13 protein-coding genes are annotated in these 21,948 nt (G+C 63.3%); 5 read left to right on the plus strand and 8 right to left on the minus strand.

What is annotated here, in order from left to right:
• Window positions 1-6: 6 nt before the first annotated feature.
• The 3 genes from JOE32_RS12980 to JOE32_RS12990 form a co-directional block, all read right to left on the minus strand.
• Window positions 7-903, minus strand: a complete 897-nt coding sequence (locus JOE32_RS12980; protein ID WP_209984770.1) for a LysR family transcriptional regulator — start codon at window positions 901-903, stop codon at window positions 7-9.
• A 31-nt stretch (window positions 904-934) separates the two neighbouring features.
• Entirely contained in the window at window positions 935-1,525 is a 591-nt protein-coding gene (locus JOE32_RS12985) for an NAD(P)H-dependent oxidoreductase (RefSeq protein ID WP_209984773.1), read from the minus strand.
• Window positions 1,526-1,649: 124 nt separating this feature from the next.
• The gene (locus JOE32_RS12990) at window positions 1,650-2,414 is read right to left on the minus strand and encodes a sulfite exporter TauE/SafE family protein (RefSeq protein WP_209984775.1); all 765 of its coding nucleotides are present in this window, start codon (window positions 2,412-2,414) and stop codon (window positions 1,650-1,652) included.
• Window positions 2,415-2,601: 187 nt separating this feature from the next.
• On the opposite strand from JOE32_RS12990, the gene JOE32_RS12995 reads away from it, so the two are divergent.
• The 3 genes from JOE32_RS12995 (at window position 2,602) to JOE32_RS13005 (ending at window position 5,474) form a co-directional block, all read left to right on the plus strand.
• The gene (locus tag JOE32_RS12995) at window positions 2,602-3,510 is read left to right on the plus strand and encodes a LysR substrate-binding domain-containing protein (RefSeq protein WP_209984779.1); all 909 of its coding nucleotides are present in this window, start codon (window positions 2,602-2,604) and stop codon (window positions 3,508-3,510) included.
• 88 nt (window positions 3,511-3,598) lie between these two features.
• On the plus strand, window positions 3,599-4,999 hold the full coding sequence (locus tag JOE32_RS13000; RefSeq protein WP_209984782.1) for an amino acid permease: 1,401 nt from the start codon (window positions 3,599-3,601) through the stop codon (window positions 4,997-4,999).
• A 130-nt stretch (window positions 5,000-5,129) separates the two neighbouring features.
• Window positions 5,130-5,474: a cupin domain-containing protein gene (locus JOE32_RS13005; RefSeq protein ID WP_003230905.1), complete on the plus strand. Its 345-nt coding sequence runs from the start codon at window positions 5,130-5,132 to the stop codon at window positions 5,472-5,474.
• 320 nt (window positions 5,475-5,794) lie between these two features.
• On the opposite strand, the gene mmsB is transcribed toward JOE32_RS13005, so the two are convergent.
• Window positions 5,795-6,682, minus strand: coding sequence for a 3-hydroxyisobutyrate dehydrogenase (mmsB, locus tag JOE32_RS13010; RefSeq protein ID WP_209984800.1), 888 nt, complete (start codon window positions 6,680-6,682; stop codon window positions 5,795-5,797).
• A gap of 15 nt (window positions 6,683-6,697) precedes the next feature.
• Window positions 6,698-8,215, minus strand: a complete 1,518-nt coding sequence (locus JOE32_RS13015) for a CoA-acylating methylmalonate-semialdehyde dehydrogenase (RefSeq protein ID WP_209984804.1) — start codon at window positions 8,213-8,215, stop codon at window positions 6,698-6,700.
• 131 nt (window positions 8,216-8,346) lie between these two features.
• Between JOE32_RS13015 and JOE32_RS13020 the strand changes: the two genes are divergently transcribed.
• Entirely contained in the window at window positions 8,347-9,294 is a 948-nt protein-coding gene (locus JOE32_RS13020) for a LysR family transcriptional regulator (protein ID WP_209984807.1), read from the plus strand.
• Between the two features lie 126 nt (window positions 9,295-9,420).
• Here JOE32_RS13020 and recD read toward each other — a convergent pair whose 3' ends face one another.
• From recD to recC, 3 genes are read right to left on the minus strand one after another with little or no spacing between them, the layout of a single operon-like run.
• Window positions 9,421-11,490, minus strand: coding sequence for an exodeoxyribonuclease V subunit alpha (gene recD, locus JOE32_RS13025; protein WP_209984809.1), 2,070 nt, complete (start codon window positions 11,488-11,490; stop codon window positions 9,421-9,423).
• Window positions 11,487-15,161 carry an exodeoxyribonuclease V subunit beta gene (gene recB / locus JOE32_RS13030; RefSeq protein WP_209984812.1) on the minus strand — a complete coding sequence of 1,225 codons (3,675 nt, stop codon included), beginning with the start codon at window positions 15,159-15,161 and terminating at the stop codon, window positions 11,487-11,489. The genes recD and recB overlap by 4 nt, the downstream gene beginning before the upstream one ends.
• A complete protein-coding gene (recC, locus tag JOE32_RS13035; protein WP_209984816.1) occupies window positions 15,158-18,607 on the minus strand; it encodes an exodeoxyribonuclease V subunit gamma in 3,450 nt (1,149 codons plus the stop codon). Before recC ends, recB begins: the two co-directional genes overlap by 4 nt.
• Window positions 18,608-18,821: 214 nt before the next feature.
• On the opposite strand from recC, the gene JOE32_RS13040 reads away from it, so the two are divergent.
• Window positions 18,822-21,890 (plus strand): autotransporter domain-containing protein, encoded by a 3,069-nt coding sequence (locus tag JOE32_RS13040; RefSeq protein ID WP_209984818.1) that lies wholly within the window; start codon window positions 18,822-18,824, stop codon window positions 21,888-21,890.
• The last annotated feature ends 58 nt before the right edge of the window (window positions 21,891-21,948 follow it).

Genomic DNA, 21,948 nt, shown 5'->3' on the forward strand with positions numbered 1-21,948 from the left:
CGCCGGTCAGCAGGCATAGCGCGCCAGCTTGGCCTGGATAAAATCCAGGAAGCACTGAATGCGCAGCGCCAGTTGCGAGTTGCGGTAGAACACCGCGTGGATCGGCTGGCGATACCCACTGTTGAACGCCTCCAGCACCGGCACCAGGCGCCCGGCGCTGATGTCTTCGCCAGTCATGAAGTTCGACAGGCAGCCAATGCCCTGCCCCTGCAACGCCAGATGCCGCACGGTTTCGCCGCTGGACGCGACAATGGCCGGCTGGATCAGCCATCGGTCGCCCTCCACATGGCGCAGGGGCCAGTGGTTGAGGGTCTCGGTCTGGCTGAAGCCCAGCAAGGTGTGCCGCGCCAGGTCGGCGACACTGGCCGGCGTGCCGTGTCGCGTGAGGTATTCCGGGCTGGCCAGCACCTGCAGCGGCGTGCAGCCAAGGGCGCGCGCATGCAGGGTCGAGTCGGCCAGGGCACCGATGCGTATGGCAATGTCGGCGCTGTGTTGCAGCAGGTCGATGATCAGGTCATCGCTGTTGAGCTCCAGCTGGATCTGCGGGTACAAGGCTCGAAACTCGGCAATGTACGGCACGATCCCATGCAGCATGAACGGCACCGCTGCATTGACCCGCAGCCGCCCGGCCGGGGTTTTCTGGCGCGACGACAGGTGCTCCTCCAGCTCATCCATCTGCGCCAGGATCCGCTTGGCCTGTTCGAAGAAGTACCGGCCCTCTTCCGTCAGGTCCATGCGCCGCGTGGTGCGGTTGATCAGCGTGGTGTCGAGCTTGGCCTCCAGCCGCGAGAGCGTGCGGCTGACCGCCGAGGGCGTCTGCCCGGCCTGCTCGGCCGCCGCGGAAATCGAGCCGCACTCGATCACGCTGACGAAGATCTGTAGCTCATCGGATCGGGCTTTCAAGGGGCTGTCCTCGTGATCGGTCGACGCAAGCTTACACCGACAGGCCCAACACCTGCGCCAGATGCTGTTCGTAGCGCGCCACGTCGGCTTCGATGGCCGGGCGTTTCATCACATCCACGCAGAGGAACGTCGGCAAGGCGCTCATGCCGAGAAACGCATTGGCCTTGTGGAACGGAAAGTACACCGCATCCACGCCCTTGGCTTCGAAGAAGTCGGCCGGATCGTCAAAGGCCTGCTGCGGCGCGTTCCAGGTCAGCGACAGCATGTAGCGTTTGCCCTGGATCAGGCCGCCGCTGCCGTACTTTTGCGAGGCATCGGAGCGGGTACGACCATCGCTGGCGTAGAGGCTGCCGTGGCCTTCGGTAAAGACTTCGTCGATGTATTTCTTGACGATCCATGGCGCGCCCATCCACCAACCGGGCATCTGATAGATGATCACATCGGCCCAGAGGAACTTGGCGACTTCTTCGGCAACGTCATAGCCGTCGTCGATGTGGGTCACCTTGACGTCAAGGCCGCCACGGTCGAGCACGGCCACGGCGGCGTCATGCAGGGTGGCGTTGTAGCGGCCATCGGAATGGGCGAATTTTTTGCCACCGTTGAGCAGGAGTACTTTTTTCATGGGAGGGGATCCTGAGGGTTATCAATACAGGCCGTCAGGCTATCGATATCGCCCACTCGGAATAAGCGGCGGCGCGGCAAAATACAGTTGACCAGAACGCACGAATGGAACGTTATTCTTGAATTCATCCGCTGATCAGCAGGTGGGCGCCCAGCAGTGCCATGCCGATGAAGAACGCCCGCTTGAACAGCACCCCACTGATGCGTTGGCGCAGCGCCTGCCCCAGCCACATCCCCAGCAGCGCGGGCAGCAGTGCCAGCAAAGAGGCGCTGATTTCGCCAGTGCCAAGAGTGCCGTGCCAGGCCAGGCCTGCGGCCAGCGCCAGGGTCGACACGCTGAACGACAACCCCAGCGCCTGCACCAACTGGTCGCGACTCAGGCCGAGCGCCTGCAGACAAGGCACCGCCGGAATCACGAAGACGCCGGTGGCCGAGGTGATGAGGCCGGTGATCAAACCGCATAACGGCGCCAGCCAGCGCTCGGTGCGCGGCGCCATTTTGAACGTGGGCAGGCACAGGCCGCTGAGCGCGTAAATCAACAACGCCGCGCCCAGTGCGCGCACCACCCATTGCTCGGCGCCCATACCCAGCCACAGCGTGCCCAGCCCGGTGCCGAGGAAAATCAGCAAGAGCATCGGCCATAGACGCTTGAGCAGCGCACTCAAGTGGCCGCCGAACGCCAGTTGCCAGAGGTTGGTCACCATGGAGGGAATGATCAGCAGCGCGGCAGCCTGCGCCGGCAACATAGTCAGACCGAGCAGGCCCATGGCGACGGTGGGCAGGCCGAGGCCGATAACGCCCTTGACCGTGCCGGCCAGCAGGAAAGTGCCGATGACCAGCATTGTCAGGGTGGGACCGAGGCTTTGGTAGAACGCGAGGAAGGTTGTCATGGGGCGATTGTGCGGGCTTCCGGCTGGATCGAAAATGCGGCATATACTGAGGCTGCCTCTTGTTTTGCGTGAGGCTTAGGGCCTCATCGGGAGCAAGCCCCCGCCCACATGATGACGTGTGAATACCTTCAAGTGTGGGAGGGGGCTTGCTCCCGATAGCGTCAGCCCAGTCACCGGAAATCCAGCCATGCACTTTGACCTGATCGACCTGCGCCTCTACCTGCATACCCTCGACACCGGCAACATCACCGCCGGCGCCGCCCGTAGCCATCTGTCCCTGGCCGCCGCCAGCGCCCGTATCCGCGCCATGGAAGCTTCGCTGGGCATTGCCTTTCTTGAGCGCGGCCGCCGTGGCGTCGCGCCAACGCCCGCCGGCAAAGCCCTGGCCCGCCATGCACGGCTGCTGCTGCAACAGGCCGACCACCTGCAACAGGACCTGGCGGCATACGCCAACGGCGTCAAAGGCCAGGTGCGTCTGCTGTGCAACACCACCGCACTCAGCGAATACCTGCCGGAACTGCTGGCGGCGTTTCTACGCGAACACCCCAACCTCGATATCGACCTGCAGGAGCTGCCGAGCCTGCGCATCACCCAGGCCCTGCGCCAGGGCACGGCGGACCTGGGCATCATCTCCGACGCGGTCGACACCCATGGCTTGCAGACCCTGCCCTTTCGCGATGACCCGCTGGTGCTGATCATGCCGCTGGATCATCCCTTGGCAGCCGCCCCGGTCAGCTTTATCGACAGCCTGCAACACGACTACGTCGGCCTGGCCGCCCATAGTGCGCTGGCGGTGTACCTGGAGGAACAGGCCCTGCACGCAGGGTTTCGCCTGCAAACCCGCATCCGCGCCGATGGCTTCGAGGGGTTGATGCGCATGGTGGCCGGTGGAGCAGGCATCGGGATCGTGCCACAGGCGGCGCTGGCGCGCGGGCCGGTGCCGAGTGCCTTCAAGGCTCAAGCGCTGGCGGAAGAGTGGGCCCGTCGTCGGTTGCTGCTGTGCGCGCGCTCGTTCGAGCAGTTGCCGGGGTATGCCAAGGCGCTGTGGGAAGCCTTGAGCAAGCCGCTCCCACATTTTGATCTTCATTCAACTTAAGGTTCTGTAATATCTGCCCCCTCAGCGTCCGGGGATGGGTTCTGCGTGCAACCGATCCTGCGGAACAACAAGTAGAAGGTAATGTTTAATGGCGGATGACACAGTAAACCCGGTAGGCCTCAAGCGTGGCCTGAAGAACCGGCATATTCAGTTGATCGCCCTGGGCGGTGCGATTGGTACGGGCCTGTTCCTCGGTTCCGCCGGGGTGCTCAAGTCGGCGGGGCCGTCGATGATCCTGGGTTACGCGATTGCCGGTTTCATCGCGTTCCTGATGATGCGCCAGCTTGGCGAGATGATCGTCGAGGAGCCGGTGGCCGGCTCGTTCAGCCACTTTGCCCATAAATACTGGGGCGGTTACGCGGGTTTTCTGTCGGGCTGGAACTACTGGGTGCTCTACGTGCTGGTGGGCATGGCCGAACTGACGGCGGTGGGCAAGTACATCCAGTTCTGGTGGCCCGAGATTCCGACCTGGGTCAGCGCGCTGGTTTTCTTCGCCGCCGTGAACCTGATCAACACCCTGAACGTGAAGATCTTCGGTGAGGCCGAGTTCTGGTTCGCGATCATCAAGGTGGTGGCAATCGTCGGCATGATCATGCTCGGCGGCTACCTGCTGTTCAGCGGCAGCGGTGGCCCGCAGGCGTCGGTCAGCAACCTGTGGAGTCACGGCGGGTTCTTCCCCAATGGCGGCATGGGGCTGTTGATGGCCATGGCGTTCATCCTGTTCTCGTTCGGTGGCCTGGAGCTGGTAGGCATCACCGCCGCCGAAGCCAGCGAGCCACGCAAGGTGATCCCCAAAGCGATCAACCAGGTGGTCTACCGCATCCTGATTTTCTACGTCGGCGCGCTGACCGTACTGCTGTCGCTGTACCCATGGGACCAATTGCTGCAAACCCTCGGCGCCTCGGGCGATGCCTACAGCGGCAGCCCGTTTGTGCAGATCTTCTCGCTGATCGGCAACGACACCGCCGCGCACATCCTCAATTTCGTGGTGCTGACCGCGGCGCTGTCGGTGTACAACAGCGGCGTGTACTGCAACAGCCGCATGCTGTTCGGCCTGGCCGAGCAGGGCGATGCGCCCAAGGCGCTGATGAAGCTCAACAAGCAGGGCGTGCCACTGCGGGCGCTGGCGGTTTCGGCGCTGGTGACGCTGCTCTGCGTGGTGGTCAACTACGTGGCCCCCAAAAGTGCGCTGGAGCTGCTGTTTGCACTGGCGGTTGCCTCGCTGATGATCAACTGGGCGCTGATCAGCATCACCCACATCAAGTTCCGCAAGGCCATGGGCGAGCAAGGCGTGACGCCGTCGTTCAAGACTTTCTGGTTCCCGTTCAGCAACTACCTGTGCCTGGCGTTCATGGTGATGATCATCAGCGTGATGCTGGCGATTCCGGGAATTCGCGAGTCGGTGTACGCGATGCCGGTGTGGGTGGGGATCATCTACCTGGCCTACCGGGTGCGGATAAGAAACGCAAACGCTGCGCCAGCACACTGATTGGATGTGGGAAGGGACATCCCTTCCCACACCTCATGCGCTTACAGACATCCTGATGTCGAGTTCAGACCACTGACGCAACGCCCGAGGCCTTAGGGTGCATCCTTCCCTTCCCTGCCTCGGAGTCATCATGTCCAAGCCCATCACCGTACTGCGCGACACCCATCCCCTGCCGGTCCTGGACGCATGCAAATGGGAGAAGCTCGAAGGCGATCCCCACACGGTCAACCTCAACGCCTACACCAGCGAAGACGGCAGCAAGATCATGGGCACCTGGATCTGCACGCCGGGCAAGTGGTACGTGGAGTACGTGAAGTGGGAATACTGCCACTTCCAGGAAGGCTACTGCGTGATCACCCCTGAGGGCATGGAGCCGATTCACTTGCGCGCCGGGGATATCTTTGTGGTGGAGCCCGGGATGAAGGGCACGTGGGAAGTGGTGGAGACGGTGCGCAAGTATTTTGTGTTTGCCTGATACGCGTAGTGCGTTGTGGCGAGCGGGCTTGCCCCGCGTTGGGGTGCGAAGCGCCCCCAATCAAGCAAAACGCGGTGTACCTGATACGGCTCAGCGTCTGGCTTTGGGGCTGCTGCGCAGCCCAACGCAGGACAAGCCTGCTCGCCACAGGGAATCTGCGCTTAACTGAACGGCATTAGGGCTTGCCCCGCGTTGGGGGTGCGTAGCAGCCCTGAAATCTCTCACCGCGATCTTTGCGGAAAATCGCGGTGCCTGGATTGGGGCTGCTGCGCAGCCCAACGCGGGGCAAGCCCGCTCGCCACAAAGGCGCAAAAGTCCTGCTATTTGGGCTTGCGATAGCTGTTGATGATCGCCGAAAAGTCCTTGCCCCCTTCCCCGCGCTGGCTCATCGATTGATACAACTGCTGGGCCACCGCGCCGAGGATCAGGGGCTGCTTGGCCTGGCGCGCCGCTTCGGTGGCCAGGCCCAGGTCCTTGAGCATCAGGTCGGCGCCGAAGCCGCCGGTGTAACCGCGTGATGACGGCGCGGTTTCGATCACGCCCGGCCACGGGTTGTAGGTGTCCGAACTCCAGCAACGCCCGGTGGAGCTGTTGATGATGCCCGCCAGCACCTGGGTGTCGATGCCCAATGCGTCGCCCAGCGCCATGGCTTCGCTGACGCCGACCATGCTGATGCCCAGCAGCAGGTTGTTGCAGATCTTGGCGATTTGCCCGGTGCCCACCTCACCGCAATGCACAATGTTGCGGCCCATCTGCGCCAGCACCGGCTGCAGGGTGGCGAACAATTGCGGCGTGGCGCCCACCATAAAGGTCAGCGTCCCGGCCTGCGCCCCGCCGGTGCCGCCAGACACCGGCGCATCAGCCATCACCACGCCGTACTCGGCGGCAGCGGCCGCCACGTCGCGTGCGGTCTGCGGGTCGATGGTGCTGCAATCCACCGCTGGCACGCCGTGGCCGATACCGGCGAGTACGCCGTCTTCATTGAGCCACACGCTGCGCACATGGGCGGCGGCCGGCAGCATGCTGATCACCAGTTCGGCGCCCTGGGCAGCGTCACGCGGTGAGCCGCTGATCGTGCCGCCCAGTTCGGCGAGTTCCTTGAGCACGGTCTGATTCAGGTCGAACAGGTTCAGCGCGTGGCCGGCCTTGATCAGGTTGCGGGCCATGGGTGCGCCCATATTGCCCAGGCCGATAAATGCAATTTTCATGATCGTCTCCCCCACTCAGCGCAGGTTGATAGTGGTGTTGACGCCATCGTTGACCGTGTCGTCGTCGAACCAGCGGCTGGTGACGGTTTTGGTCTGGGTATAGAACTGCACCACTTGCTTGCCGTAGGGGCCGAGGTCGCCAAGCTTGGAGCCGCGCGAGCCGGTAAAGCTGAAGAACGGCACCGGCACCGGGATCGGAATGTTGATGCCGACCTGACCCACGTCGATTTCGCTCTGGAACTTGCGCGCCGCCGCGCCGCTCTGGGTGAACAGGCCGGTGCCGTTACCGAACGGGTTGGCGTTGACCAGCGCGATGGCCTCATCCAGCGTGGCGACTTCCAGCACGACCAGCACCGGGCCGAAGATTTCCTCGGTGTAAATCTGCATGTCCGTGGTCACGCCCGAGAACAGGGTGGGCCCGACAAAGTTGCCTTGCTCGAAGCCCGGCACCTTGATATCGCGGCCGTCCAGCTCCAGCGTGGCGCCTTCTTTCACGCCGCTTTCGATCAACGCCAGGATGCGCGCCTTGGCACGCCTGGAGATCACCGGGCCGACATCCGTGCCCGCTTCGCTGCCAGCATTCACCTTGAGTTTCTGCGCCAGCGCCTTGAGGTCCGGTAGCCATTGCTTGGCCGCGCCCACCAACACCACCACCGAAGTGGCCATGCAGCGCTGACCCGCCGCGCCGAAACCGGCGCCCACCAAAGCATTGAGCGTGTGTTCGCGGTTGGCATCCGGCAGCACCACCGCGTGGTTCTTCGCGCCCATCATCGACTGCACGCGCTTGCCATGTTTGCCGGCCAGGTCATAAACGTGGGTGCCGACGGCGGTCGAGCCGACGAAGGACACGGCCTTGATGTGTGTATGGGTGCACAGCGCATCCACCACGTCCTTGCCGCCGTGCACCACGTTGAGCACGCCGGCCGGCACACCGGCTTGCAGCGCCAGCTCCACCAGCAGCATGGTGGACAGCGGGTCCTGCTCGGACGGTTTGAGCACAAAAGTGTTGCCGCAGGCGATGGCCATCGGGAACATCCACAGCGGAATCATTGCGGGGAAGTTGAACGGCGTGATGCCGGCGCACACGCCGATGGGCTGGCGCAGGGTGTAGGTGTCGACACCGCCGGCAACGTTTTCGGCGAACTCGCCCATTTGCAGGGTACCGATGGAGCAGGCGTGCTCGACCACTTCCAGCCCGCGAAAAATATCGCCCTCGGCGTCAGCGATGGTCTTGCCCTGCTCGGCGCTGAGGACTGCGGCGATGCGTTTGGAATGTTCGCGGATCAACGCTTGCAGCTTGAGCATGATGCGCATGCGCGCGCCAATCGGGGTCAGTTTCCAGGTCTGGAAGGCGCGATGGGCGGCGTCGATGGCGGCGTTGATTTCGTCAGCGGTGGCAAACGGGACTTTGGCCAGCACCTCCTGGGTCGCCGGGTTGACGATGTCCTGCCATTGGGTGGTGCCGGATTCGACCCACTCACCGTCGATCAGCAGCTTGACCCGTTGCACGGAAATGTCGGTGGATGCGTTCATGTGGTCTCCAAATCTTATAGTTATGCAGAGACAAGGCGCGTGAACCGCCTTGGGAAGTGAGGCGTTCGGACTGTTTTTGGAGTATAGATGTGCAAATCTCTAATAAGAACGCACATAAAAGCCGGTCCAATATGCAAAAAAACATCACCTCACTGGGCTCCCTGAACTGGGATGACCTGAAGTTTTTTCTCGAAGTGGCGCGTACCCGCAAGGCCAGCGTTGCGGCCAAGCGCCTGGCAGTGGACTACACCACGGTGTCGCGGCGCATCACTTCGCTGGAAGTGTCCCTCGGCACGCTGCTGTTCGAAAAATCCCGCACCAACGGCTTCGTGCTCACCGCCGAGGGCCAGCGTTTGCTCGGTTACGCCGAGTCCATCGAAAGCACGTTGCACATGGCCTGCGAGCAGGTGTCCGGCTCCGGCGTGGCGTTGTCCGGCCATGTGCGCATGGGCTGCACCGAGGGCTTTGGCAGTTTTTTCATCACGCCGCAGTTGAGCCATTTCGTCGACACCTATCCCGCCATCTCGGTGGACATCCTGCCCCTGCCCCACTTCATCAGCCTGTCCAAGCGCGAAGCCGACATCGTCATCGCCCTGGAACGCCCGGAACACGGGCCGTATGTGTGCTGCAAACTGTGCGATTACCAATTGCAGCTGTACGCGACCCAGGACTACCTCGACCGGCACCCACCGATCCAGCGTCCGGCAGATCTGGCCGAGCATCCGTTTATCAGCTACGTGGATGACCTGGCGTTCAGTTCAGAGTTGCTGTACCTCGCCAACGTGGTGCCAGGTGCCAGCGCCAGCTTGCGCAGCACCAGCGTAATCGCGCAGTACGTGGCCGCGCAGCAAGGGCGGTCGCTGGCGATATTGCCATGCTTTCTCGCGGCGCAGGACCCACGCTTGCTGCCAGTGCTGGGGGAGCAGATTGCGATTACGCGGCAGTTCTGGATGTACTGCCGGGAGGATTTGCGCAAGCTCAAACGGATCACCCTGCTGTGGGATTACATCCGTGAGGTGACGGAGCAGAACCAGCGGTTGTTGATGGGGGAAACGCGGGAGATGCGATTTGCCGATTAAATGTGGGAGTGGGATTGCTCCCGATGGCTGTGAGTCAGTGACCTATCAGTGCCTGACACTCTGCTATCGGGAGCAAGCCCCCTCCCACACTTTGATTGCATTACAGATTGAGAATGGAGGGTCCGTTCAGTCAGCCTCTACTGTGTCCTGGCCCAGTTCCAGCATCAACCCGCTCAAGCGCTTGACCTTGCGCCGCACCGCTTCTTCGAACACGCCGCCACGCGGTTCGATCAGGCTGAACCAGCGTTTGGCGCGGGTGATGCCGGTGTAGATCAGCTCTTTGGTGAGCACCGGGTTGAGCGCATCCGGCAGGATCAGCGCAGTGTGGGTGAACTCGGAGCCCTGGGACTTGTGCACGGTCATGGCGTACACGGTTTCCACATCATTCAAGCGGCTGGGCAGCACAAAGCGCACGCCGCCCTGGCCGTCGTTGCGCGGAAAGGCCACGCGCAATACCTGCGGGCCGCCGTCACTTTCCGGCAGTTTCAGGGCGATGCCAATGTCGCCGTTCATCAGCCCAAGGCCGTAGTCATTGCGCGTCATCAAGACCGGGCGCCCTTCGTACCATTGCTCGTCGCCTTCGATCAGCTTCACTTTGCGCAAGGCGGCGGTGATACGCAGGTTGAGGCCTTCCACGCCCCAGGGGCCCTTGCGCACGGCGCAGAGCAACTGGAACGCGTCGAAGGCTTGCAACAGTTGTTGCGCCCAGTGGGTCCAGGCGGGGTCTTCGCGTGGGGTATCGAGCGGCGGGCGCGCGGACTGCAGCAGGTTCAGGTAGTAGCGATAACCCTGGGCGCCATCGCCCTGCCCGTCCAGCACCAGCCGTTCCAGGGCGTGGTCGTGCTCGCCCTTGAGGCTGACGCAGAACAGGTCGCTGTGGCTGCGCGCGGCCAACAGTGCACGTGCCTGTTCGGCGTTTTGCTGGTTGACCCAGCGCGCCAGCTGGCCGATGCCGCTGCCTTCGCCAAAACGCCGCGAGTAACGCAGCATCACCACTTGTTGCGCCAGCGGGTGGCTGGCGTCGAGGTCTTCCTGCAAGTCGCTGGCACTGAGGTCTTCGCCGCTGACCGCTTGCAGCCATTGCCGCGTCTGTGGGCTGTACCAGCCGGCCTCGGCGTCGCGGCACAGGTCGCCGAGCACGGCACCGGCCTCCACCGAGGCGAGCTGGTCCTTGTCACCCAGCAGCACCAGCCGCGCGTGAGACGGCAAGGCGTCGAGCAGGTTGGCCATCATTTCCAGGTCGATCATCGAGGCTTCGTCCACCACCAGCAAATCCAGCGGCAGCGGGTTGCCCAGGTGATGACGAAAGTGCCGGGTGCCTGGGCGGCTGCCGAGCAAGCGGTGAACGGTGGTGACCTGGGTCGGGATCTTGTCCTTCACGCCCTGCGGCACATTGAGCGACAACACTTGCTGGCTGATGGATTCTGTCAGGCGCGCGGCGGCCTTGCCGGTGGGCGCGGCCAGACGAATGCGCAACGGGCTGCCGGCCTCCACGGCGGGCGCCTGCAACAGCGCGAGCAGGCGTACCACGGTGGTGGTCTTGCCGGTGCCGGGGCCGCCGGTGACGATGCTGAACGCACCGCGGGTGGCCAGGGCGCAGGCGAGTTTCTGCCAGTCGATCACGCCATCCGGCGGGGCGTGTTCGAACAGGCCGTTCAAGCGTTGGGGCAAGTCGGGCGAGACGGTTTCTTCGGTGGCCAGGCGCAGGCGCAACGCCGTGTCGATGCGCCGCTCATAGGCCCAGTAACGGCGCAGGTACAGGCGTTTGCCGGCCAGCACCAACGGCCGGCTGTGGGCGGACTCGCTGTCATCGACGGCCAACGCGACCAACGGGCTGGCCGCCAGGGCCTGGCACCAATGGGCGCCGTCAAGGCCGTCGAGCAGTTGCGACGGCAGCAGCATGGCGCCGGTCTGCAGGTCGCCTTCGGGTGGCAACGACAGGGCGAAATCCGCTGCCTTGAGGGTTTCGAACAGGTCCAGGCACACATGGCCGTGGCCAAGCTGGTGACTGGTCAAGGCCGCCGCCAGCAACACCAGGGGGTCGGCGTGCGGATCAAGCTCATGCAGGAAGCCGACGAAGGCTTTGTCCAGCGCACGCAGCCAGCCACGTTCGACCCAACGTTCGAGCAGTTGCAGCAGGTCGGCGGCGCGGATCAAGGGCGCCAGTGCCTCCAGCGGTAGCGGCGACAGGCTCATAACAGCACTCCTTGTTCCCACGCGGGCTCAGCCTTGGGCGGTATCGATTTACCCTGGAACAGCAGGTCAAGCCCCTCGATCAGCGCGCGCGGTGGCCGGGTGAAATACGCGCCCTGGCTGGCGGCCTGGGTGCCCCGCAGGAACAGGTAAAGCGCACCGCCGACATGCCGGTCATAGTCGTAATCGGGCAAACGGGCCTTGAGCTGGCGATGCAGGGCCAGCAGGTAGAGGACGTATTGCAGGTCGTACCGATGCTCGAGGATCGACTGTTCCATGGCCTCGACGGTGTAGGCCGAATCATCGGGACCGAGCCAGTTGGATTTGTAGTCGGCCACGTAGTAGCGGCCCTCGTGTTCGAACGTGAGGTCGATAAAGCCTTTGAACATGCCATTGAGCAATACCGGTTCGGCAGCCACGCGCGACACGCCGTGATGGGTGTGCTGACACACCAGCCTGTCGAGGGCGAGCACATCGACCTTGTGACTGGCGAACCAGAATTCCATCTCGATCTGATAGTGCTGCAGACCGCTGAGCGTGACCTGATCGTCATGCAGGGGCAGCGGCGTTTCCAACAGATGGCCCAGCCAACTGCTGAGGGTGACGATCCAGCCTTCCCAGTTGCGGCGATTGCAGCGCGCGCCGACGGCTTTTTCGAGCGCCTGTGGGGTCACGTCGAAACCTTCCTCACCGGCCCACTCGAGCAACCCGTGAAGGAAGGTCCCGGGGTTAGGGCCACGTGGGAAACGGTGAATATCGCCGCCGGACGCTGCCACTTCGCGCGGGGCATCGGGGTCGAGGCGTTCGTCATCGAACAGCTTCTGGGCCTGGGGGCTTTCCGGCGCTTCGAGGGGGGCGGCGCTCATGCTGTCGCCAATGCGCAGGGCACTGTAGGACGCGATCCACCAGTTTTCTGCCGCCTTGCGCGTGGGCAGCAACGGCGCCCGCAAGGTGGCCTGGTTGCGCGGCGGGTGGAAGACATTGCCCTGCGGGTCGGGCACCTCGCTGTAGTGCACCGCCGGGCAACCTTGCGCCAGGTCCAGCAACCAGCGCGCCAGCCCGGCAGACTCGCCCAGCGCGGCGCCGGCACCGAGCAGATAGCCGAGCGCCGACAGGTGCAGCACCGAGCTGCTGGTGTTGCCGCGCTTGAGGTCGGCGATGCCGAGCCAACACGCATGTTTGGCGCGCGTGAGGGCCACATAGAGCAGGCGCAGGTCTTCGGCCAGGCGCTCGTCGTCGGCTTGGGCGATCAGCTCGGCGGTGGGACGCAGGCTGACCTGGGACTTACCCTGTTGATCGTGGTAATGCAGCGGCAAGCGGCTGCCATCCACCGGTTTGGCCGAGCAGATGAACGGCAGGAAAACGAGGTTATATTCCAGGCCCTTGGACTTGTGAATGGTCACCACCTTGACCAGTTGCTCGTCGCTCTCCAGGCGCAGGATCTGCTCTTCACCGGCCTGACCGGACAGCGCCAGGTGTTCGGCCAAATGACGGATCAGCGCCTGCTCGCCATCGAGTTCCGAGGCCGCCTGTTGCAATAACTCGCTCAGGTGCAGCAGGTTGGTCAGCACCCGTTCGCCATCGCTGCGGGCGATCAGCGTTTGCGGCAGTTTGAAATCATGCAGTAAGCGACGCAGCATCGGCAGCACGCCCTGGTTGCGCCAGATCGCGCGGTAGCCACGAAACTGCATCACGCGGGTTTCCCACGCCAGTTCATCCTGGTTCAGGCGCTCCAGTTCCGCCAGCGACAGGTTCAAGGTGACGCAGGCCAGCGCGGCGCGCAGTGGGCGCTCGACGTCGGGCTCGGCGCAGGCTTTGAGCCAGGCCAGCAGGTCGTGGGCTTCCTGAGCGGCGAACACTGAATCCTTATCGGACAGGTACACACTGCGCACGCCACGGGCGGCCAACTCGGCACGCACGGCCTGGGCTTCCTTGCCATCGCGCACCAGGATGGCGATGTCTGACGGCAGCACGCCATTGAAGCGGTCATCCTGCTGCCGGAAACCAGCCGTGCCTTGTTGCCCACCGTTGAGCAGCTCGACAATCTGCGTCGCGCAGACAGCAGCCAGATGCTTGCGATAGATGACGTTGGAAATCGGCTGATCGGTGGGCAGGTGCCAGAGGTTCAGCGCCGGCAGCGTCTGACCATTGACCTGCAACTGTTCCTTGCGGCCCTGGGCCAGCACCGCGTGGAACGGTACCGGGTTATCGCCGTTGGGCTCACGAAACAGAAACGCGCCACGGCCTGTTTCCGCACGCTGGAACACATGGTTTACCGCCTCGACCATGGCATGGCTGGAACGGAAATTGGTGCCCAGCGTGTGATGGCGGCCGAGGGTGGATTTGCGCGCGCGCAAGTAGGTATAGATGTCGGCGCCCCGGAACGCGTAGATCGCCTGCTTGGGGTCGCCGATCAGGAACAGGCCGCTGTCGAGGTGGTTTTCTTCGATACGGTAAATGCTGTCGAAGATGCTGTACTGCACCGGGTCGGTGTCCTGGAATTCGTCGATCAGGGCCACCGGGAACTGCTCGCGGATCACACTGGCCAGGCGCTCGCCGCCTTCGGCTTGCAGGGCGGCGTTGAGGCGGATCAGCATGTCGTCAAAGCCCATTTCGGCGCGGCGACGTTTTTCTTCTTCAAACCGTTTGCCGACCCACCCGGCGGCGTGTTGCAGCACGGCGGCGTCGGGCGTCGGCAAGGCATCAAGACGGGCTTTGAGATCGGCCATGGCCTCGATGCCGGGATGCTGCGGCGGGTCGCCCTTCCAGGCTTCGGCCATGCCGTCCGGGGTAAGCCGCGTGAAGCCGGTGCCGATGTCCAACTGCTCCAGGCTTTCGTCGGCAGCCCAGGCGCTGATTTTTTCGAACCACGGCTCGAAGTAACGGGCCTGCATCTTGCGGCCGTCAACCGCTTTGGCGGCGACGGCCTGCAGGCAGATCTCACGCAATTCCGCTGCCCATTGTTGCCAGGGCGCCTTGAGGTGGATCAGCGCTTCACGGCGTTCCTGCAGGCAGGCGTTGATCAGCTCGGCCGGCTCGCGGGTCTCGTCGGTCGGCCGCTCGCTGCCGAACAGCGCGCGCACCCGTGGCATGAGCGCGGCCGGGCCCCCCCAGTGGTTGCGCACCCAGTTGAGTGCGTCGTCGTGCAGGGGGTAGCAGAACAGCCGCCAGTAATCGCGCAGCACCTCGCCCAGCAGATCGCTGTGGTCGGTTTCCAGGGTCTGGGTGAACAGGCTGCCGCTGTCGAAGGCATGTTCGCGCAGCATGCGCTGGCACCAGCTGTGGATGGTCGAGACGGCTGCTTCGTCCATCCACTGCGCGGCGATGTCCAGGCGATTGGCGCAGGCAGGCCATAGCTCGGGCGGGTATTCGTCGCGCAGGTCGGCGATCAGCGCGTCCGGCTGTTCGATTTCAACGCGGAAAAAGCGTGCGGCTTCGGCCAGGCGGATGCGGATGCGTTCGCGCAGTTCCTTGGTGGCGGCGTCGGTGAAGGTCACCACGAGAATTTGCGGCGGCAGCAACTCGTGACCAAAACCGGACGTTTCGCCACCGTGGCCGAGCACCAGGCGCAGGTACAGGGCCGAAATGGTGAAGGTCTTGCCGGTGCCGGCGCTGGCTTCGATCAGTTGGCTGCCTTTGAGCGGGAACGCCAGGGCCAGGGGTGTGCGGGTCATGCGCCGGCCTCCTCGCGGGTGAGTGATCGCCAGGACGCATTGATCAGCGGGCGATACAGGGTTTCGGCCCAGCCTTCGAACTCTTCGCTGGCGGTGAGCGCGGCATAGTCGGGAAATTGCCGGGTGAGTGCCGGGCTTTCACGGCGCTCGCCATCAGTGGTAATGCCATCGCCTTCGTAGGCTTTGCTGGCGGCCGCCTGCGCCTTGACGGGGTCGGTTTGGCCCAGCCAGGCAAACGCGGTTTTGACGGCGACTGGCAGCGGCTTGCTCATGCCGGTGTGCCAGGCCAGCAGCAGGTCGTTGAGCAGGGCTTGGGCCGCGGCCTTTTCCAGTGGGGCCAGCAGCAAGGTGTCGTCGCTGGCGACCAGGCCGGTGCTCAATGGCAGTCCGCAGGCGCAGGCCACTACATGGTTAACCCAGGGCCGAATCAGGCGATGCCACTTGCGTGTCTTGATCGAGCCGATGCTGTTGGGGATGGTGGTGACGCTCAGTAATCCGCCATCACTGCGCCGATGCAGGCCGCTGACCCAGCCGTCCAGTTGAATACCCTGGTAGTCGAAGCTGATCGGTTCTGCGCCGGTGTGGGGCGTGGGCCAAAGCGCGAGCAATTGTTGATAGCGCTGCAGCAAGTCGGGCAACGGCTCGATCAACTCGTTGCGCAGGCATTCGCCGAAACCGACCATGGGCAGCAGGCCGCTGCCTTGCAGGCGCAGGGCCTGGGCGCTGAGGGCCTGGTCGAGCTGATCGGGTCGGGTCAGGGCGGCGTTGAGTAAACTGTCGCTCAGGCTGTAGCGTTGCAGGGCGTCGAGGACGAAAGGTTCTTCGTCCGCCAGCGGTACTTCGGCGGCTTCGAAGAACACCTTCAGACGCTGGCTGAAGAAATGTTTGACCGGGTTGCGCAAAAAATCCTGCAATTGGCCGAGGCTCAGGGGTTCTTCCTGCTGATGCGGTGCGAGTGCGTCTGCGATGGGTGGGGCGTCGGTCGCCTGGTGCAGCATCTGCCATTCGCGGGCGTAACTGAACAGCGCGTCGCCTTCGTGGAAGTAGCGGGCGCTGAACGGTTGGAGCGGGTGTTCCTGGGTCATGGCCTCCAGCAATGGAGCGTCCTGGAGGTTTTGCCAGCCGCTGGCGATATGGTCGCGCAACTGGCCGATCAGCACCGAGGCCGGCCGGTCGCTGTTGTCGCGAATGCTGCGGCCCACCCAACTGATATAGAGCTGGTCGCGGGCCGAGAGCAGGGCTTCGAGCAGCAGGTAGCGGTCGTCTTCGCGGCGTGAACGGTCGCCGGGACGGTAGTCGCTGCCCATCAGGTCGAAATCCAGCGGCGGTTGCGCGCGCGGGTAGTCGCCGTCGTTCATGCCGAGCAGGCACACCAGCTTGAAGGGGATGGCGCGCATGGGCATCAGGGTGCAGAAATTGACAGCCCCGGCGAGGAAACGCTGGGACAGGCGGCCCTGATCCAGACCGGCCAACCACGCTTCGCGCACCACGGTGAGGGGTAATTCGTCCTGCAGGCCGACGGACTCACAGGTTTCCAGCCAGGTTTCTCTCAACTGTTCGAGCTGGCCCAGCAGGTAGTCGTCATGTTCGCTGCTGGCCAGGAAGAACCGTTGCATCAGGCGCTGCAGGCGTTCGCCCCATACCCTCGGCGACGCGGCTTGCGACAGGGCTTGATGGGCGTCATTGAGCGCGTCGAGCAGGGCCACCAGCGGGCCGATCAGGGCAGCATCGAGGCCGCCGATTTCGTCGTAGGGCTCGATGCCGTCGCAGGCCATACCGGTGCCGACCGCGTAGCCGAGCAACATGCGACGCAGGCCGAATCGCCAGCTGTTCTGCTCCAGCGCTGGCGGCAGGCCCAGGCCGGCGCGCTGTTCGGCGTTAAGGCCCCAGCGGATACCGGCGCCTTCGATCCAGCGATGCAGGGTGGGCAGGTCGCGCTCCTTGATGGCGAAACGTTCGCGCAGGGCGGGCACGTCGAGCAGGTCGAGGATTTCACTGACGGGGAAGCGGCTGTCAGGCAGTTTGAGCAGGTGCTCGACGGCAATCAGCAACGGATCGCGGCCGCGCTGGCCCTGGTCGGTGAGCGTGAACGGAATGAAACGTGGATCGCTGCGTTCGAGTTGACCGAACACCGCGCGAATATGCGGCGCGTAGCTGTCGACGTCGGGGACCATGACGATGATGTCCCGAGGGCGCAGCGTGGGGTCGGCGCTGAAGCGCTGGAGCAGTTGGTCGTGGAGGATTTCGACTTCGCGTTGGGCGCTGTGGGCGATGTGGAAGCGGACTGAGGTATCGCGCTGCAGGTCGACGGCGGGCCACATTTCGCGGGTTTCACTCAAGGGGCGCAGTTCGAGAATGTCGTCCTGCAGCTGGTTGAGCAGCGTGGTGGGCTCGCTGTCGCTGAACAGGTCGATGCGACCGTCGCGGAACGCGGCGCGATAGCTGCTGGGGTCGTCGTAACTGTCCAGCAGGCTGATGTAGTCGCGCCCCTGCTTACCCCACGCGGCGAGCAGCGGGTGCGCGTGCTGGTGCAGGGTTTGCGGGTCGAGGGTGACGGGCATGCCGGCTTTGCGCGCCTGGCGTTTGTACTCGTTGCGCAGCAGGTCCTTGTCGGCAACGATGTCGGACCAATGATGGCGGCAAGGGTTGTGCACGCAGAGCAGCACCTGGCTGAATCGGGCCAGGCCGGCGAGGGCTTCGAGCGCCTGGGCGGGCAGTGATGAAATGCCGAAGACGATCACTCGCGAAGGCAGGCCCTTTGGCGCTTGCTCAAGGCTGTTGATGCGTTCGATGAAGCGCTGATGCACACCGGCGCGACTTTGGGCCATGCCCTGCTCTCCCACATCCAGCAGCAGTGCGCGCCATAATTCGGCTTGCCAGCAATTGGCGGGATTGAGGGGTTTGGACTCGCCTCGACCGTTGCGTAATTGATGGCGGCCGGCGGCCCAGTCTTCCAGCCAATCGGCGCGGTAGACCTGGTACTGGTCGAACAGGTCAGCCAGGCGTTCGGCGAGTTGGTAGCGTTTGCGCAGGTCGGTGTCGTCGGTCAAAAAACGCTGCAGCGGCTCGAAGTGTGGCTGGTCGATCAGCTCCGGCAGCAGACGCATCAGGCGCCAGGTCAGGGGCGCCTTATCGAGCAGCGATTTGGGCGGGATTTCGTCGCGGCCCAGCACCATGCGATAGAGCTGCCACATGAAGCTGCCGGGCAGTTGAACGTCGATGGCGGCGGCAATACCGCAGCCGCCCATGTCGTCGTCCTGCGGATCTTCGGCCAGGGCCAGCTTGAGCCATTGGGCGATGCCGTTGCTTTGCACCAGAGCGATTTCGTTTTCCAGGGGCGCCAAGGGGTAACGGCGCATCCAACTGACCACCAGGCTGCGCAGCTCGTCCAGGCGGTTGCCGTGAACCACCATGAACCCAGCGCTGAGGGACGTCGCATCCGGCATAACGGCTTCCTTGGGAAAAGCACAATCGAGGGGTGCGACTTTAGCACTGTGGGCCGTTATTGGCGGGCTTGAGATGGTTTAGGCCCCCTGGAGCCGCCACAAATGTGTCACTGCGCATACATGGGCGTGTAAAACCTGCTTGCTAGGGTCGGCGCCTTATCCCGATAGAGTGAAGGCGAAGGCTATGCGATCCAACACCCAAACGGCCCAGATAATGGCGTCTTCATTGCTACTTTCATTGCTTGCCGTATCGGTTCAGGCAGCGAGCCGTGCGGGGGACGACAGCATCAACGGTGTCGATCTGCTGTCCGGCTTCGGCACGCTGTGGACGACCGGCGCGACCTGGGATACCGGCACGCCGACCGCGCTGGGTCATGGATTGCTCAGGCGCAACCTGCAAATCGTGCTCGACCGCGCCAACGCTCGTACCGTTGCGCAAGAAACCGCCGCCTACTTCGATGATCGCCGTGACCAGAGCTACAGCGCCATCAGCGGGCTCGGTTCGTTGAGCGCTGCCTACAAGGCAGGCGCTGGCGCTTTCACGACCATCACGCAATTCGACGACAGCAACAAAACCGTCAGGTACGACGATAAAGGCAACGGCGCCGGCAGCTCCTCTTCGGCGCTGGGCAAGGTGGTCGATCTGGTCGGAGCGTTGCGTAATGACGCGTCTACCACGCCTGCCAAATCCCACTATCTGTATCCCCGTCCCTGGCGGCAAAGCCTGGACGGTCAAAACCTGGAGTTCGTGGTGCAGCCTTCGCTGCGGCCGGCCAAGAGCACGACGCCGGCCAGCGATTCGGGATTCCCCAGCGGCCATACCAACGCTGCGTACTTGTCTTCCTACGCACTGGCCTACGCGATTCCCGAACGTTTCAGCGAACTCATGCTGCGCGCGTCGGAAATCGGTGACAACCGTATTGAAGCGGGCATGCATTCGCCTTTTGACGTGATCGGTGGGCGCATTACCGCAACGTATTTCGCCATCGATAACTTGTCCAACCCGGCCAATGCTCAACTGCGCGCCGATGCGCGGGCACAGGCGCTGGCGTATTTCACTGCGCAATGCGGCGGCAATGTTAATAACTGCCTGGCGACCATCGACCCGGCCACTGACCGTACCTCTCAGCACGCTCAGGACAAGGCGCTGTATACGTCGCGCATGACTTACGGATTCGATCCTGTGGGCGCGACCAACCTGGCGCCGGTAGTGCCGGTTAACGCCGAAGTGCTGTTGGAAACGCGCTTTCCTTATCTGGACGCGAGCCAGCGCCGCGAGATTCTGGCGACGACTGAAATTGCCTCAGGCTATGCGGTGATCGATCAGTCAGGCGGCTATGGCCGATTGAACCTGTACGCGGCGGGCGATGGTTTCGCGGCGTTCAATTCCAACGTCACAGTGAACATGGACGCCAGCCTCGGTGGCTATAACGCCATTGACGCCTGGCGCAACGATATCAGCGGCAGTGGCGCGCTGATCAAGAACGGCAGCGGTAATCTGCTGCTGACCGGTAATAACACTTACTCGGGCGGCACGGTGATCAATGGCGGGGTTCTGACCGGTCACGCCCAGGCGTTCGGCAGCGGAGCGATCACCGATGACGCCACACTGGTGGTCGATCAGTCAACCAACGATACCCTCGGCAACACACTGGCGGGCAACGGTGCGCTGATCAAACGGGGGGTGGGGTCGTTGAACCTGACCGGCAATAGCAGTCTGTCGGGCGCGACGACTGTGCAAGCCGGGCGCCTGGCCGTAAACGGCAATCTGGGGAACTCGCTCGTCAGTGTGCAGCAAGGCGCAACGCTGGGTGGCAACGGCATTGTTGGCGGCATCAATGTCGCTCAGGGTGGCGTGGTGGCGCCGGGCAATTCGGTCGGGCAACTGAACGTCAAGGGTGACGTCAACCTTGCTCAGGGTGCGGTCTATCAGGTGGAGTCGGACGCTGCCGGCAATGCTGATCGCATCGTCGCCAGCGGTCGTGCAAACATCAATAACAGCACATTGTCGCTGGTTGAAGGCGGTCACTGGCTGGCCGCGAGCCGTTACTCGATCCTCTCGGCAGCCGGCGGCGTAAGCGGTGCGTTTGCTCCCGTGCAAACCAACTTCGCATTCCTCACCCCAACGTTGAACTACACAGCTACCGATGTGGGCCTGACGCTTGATCGTAACGCGCAGAGCTTCTCCACCCTTGCGACTACCCGCAATGCCAGGGCTGTCGCGCAAGGGCTGGACAGCGCGGGTGCTGGCAATGCGCTCTGGCGTCAGGTGGTACAGGATGACGCGCCGACGGCACAAGCCACGTTCAAGGCGTTGTCCAATGAGCTGCATGCTTCAACGCAGACTGCATTGATTGAAGACAGCCGACTGGTGCGTAATGCCATGAATGATCGCTTGCAACAATCGCAGTCGGCGCAGGCATTCGGCAGCACGGCGCAAACACTGGTCGGTGATGCTTCGCGTGGCGTGGTGTGGACTCAAGCCATTGGCGCGACCGGGAAAACCGACGGCAGCCGTGACGTCTCGGGACTCGACAGTCATACCAGCGGGCTGTTGTTCGGCGTTGATGTACCGCTCGATGATACGTGGCGCGTGGGCGCGCTGGCTGGCGTGAGCAGCAGCAGTTTCGACCTGCGTCATGCATCCGGCTCCACTGACAGCGATAACTATCACCTGGGCGTCTATGGAGGCGCCAAGTGGGGCCAACTGGGCCTGCGCCTGGGCGCGGTGCGCACCTGGCACGAGCTGACGGCCAAGCGCACGCTGGACTTGCCGGGCTCTTCCGAGCATTTCAAAGAAGATTACAAGGCAGCGACCAACCAGGTCTTCGGCGAACTGGGTTACTCCATCGAAATGGGTAACGCGCTGCTGGAACCCTTCGCCAACCTTGCCCATGTGCGACTGGACACTGACTCCTTCGATGAGAACAGCAACCTGATCACGCTGGAGAACAAGTCCCAGGACAATCACATCACCTTCAGTACCCTGGGCCTACGTGCAGCCACTCATTTGAATGCTGGCAGCGTCGCGGTCAAGCCTAACGCCATGCTGGGCTGGCGTCGCGCCTATGGCGACGTGACGCCAGAGAGCCGTGCCGCTTTCAGTGGCGGCGACACCTTCGAATTGGCCGGCGCACCGATTGCTCGCAGTGCAGCAATAATCGGCGTGGGCGTCGATCTGGGGTTGAGCGATACCTTGAGCGTGGGGTTGAGTTATGACGGTCAGGTGAGCAGCAATACATCTGATCAGTCGTTGAATGCTCGGCTGACATTGGCGTTTTAAGCGTAAAGCCTGACTTTCCAACCGCCCAAAACAAAACCCCATCTGCTTTCGCAAATGG

The sequence above is a fragment of the Pseudomonas sp. PvP025 genome (assembly GCF_017832155.1).
Lineage (GTDB): Bacteria > Pseudomonadota > Gammaproteobacteria > Pseudomonadales > Pseudomonadaceae > Aquipseudomonas.

Bases quoted from the DNA above. Each gene is read 5' to 3' on its own strand.
- JOE32_RS12985 (WP_209984773.1), bottom strand. From the start codon at position 1,525: ATGAAAAAAGTACTCCTGCTCAACGGTGGCAAAAAATTCGCCCATTCC.
- JOE32_RS12990 (WP_209984775.1), bottom strand. From the start codon at position 2,414: ATGACAACCTTCCTCGCGTTCTACCAAAGCCTCGGTCCCACCCTGACA.
- JOE32_RS12995 (WP_209984779.1), top strand. From the start codon at position 2,602: ATGCACTTTGACCTGATCGACCTGCGCCTCTACCTGCATACCCTCGAC.
- JOE32_RS13000 (WP_209984782.1), top strand. From the start codon at position 3,599: ATGGCGGATGACACAGTAAACCCGGTAGGCCTCAAGCGTGGCCTGAAG.
- JOE32_RS13005 (WP_003230905.1), top strand. From the start codon at position 5,130: ATGTCCAAGCCCATCACCGTACTGCGCGACACCCATCCCCTGCCGGTC.
- mmsB (WP_209984800.1), bottom strand. From the start codon at position 6,682: ATGAAAATTGCATTTATCGGCCTGGGCAATATGGGCGCACCCATGGCC.
- JOE32_RS13015 (WP_209984804.1), bottom strand. From the start codon at position 8,215: ATGAACGCATCCACCGACATTTCCGTGCAACGGGTCAAGCTGCTGATC.
- JOE32_RS13020 (WP_209984807.1), top strand. From the start codon at position 8,347: ATGCAAAAAAACATCACCTCACTGGGCTCCCTGAACTGGGATGACCTG.
- recD (WP_209984809.1), bottom strand. From the start codon at position 11,490: ATGAGCCTGTCGCCGCTACCGCTGGAGGCACTGGCGCCCTTGATCCGC.
- recB (WP_209984812.1), bottom strand. From the start codon at position 15,161: ATGACCCGCACACCCCTGGCCCTGGCGTTCCCGCTCAAAGGCAGCCAA.
- recC (WP_209984816.1), bottom strand. From the start codon at position 18,607: ATGCCGGATGCGACGTCCCTCAGCGCTGGGTTCATGGTGGTTCACGGC.
- JOE32_RS13040 (WP_209984818.1), top strand. From the start codon at position 18,822: ATGGCGTCTTCATTGCTACTTTCATTGCTTGCCGTATCGGTTCAGGCA.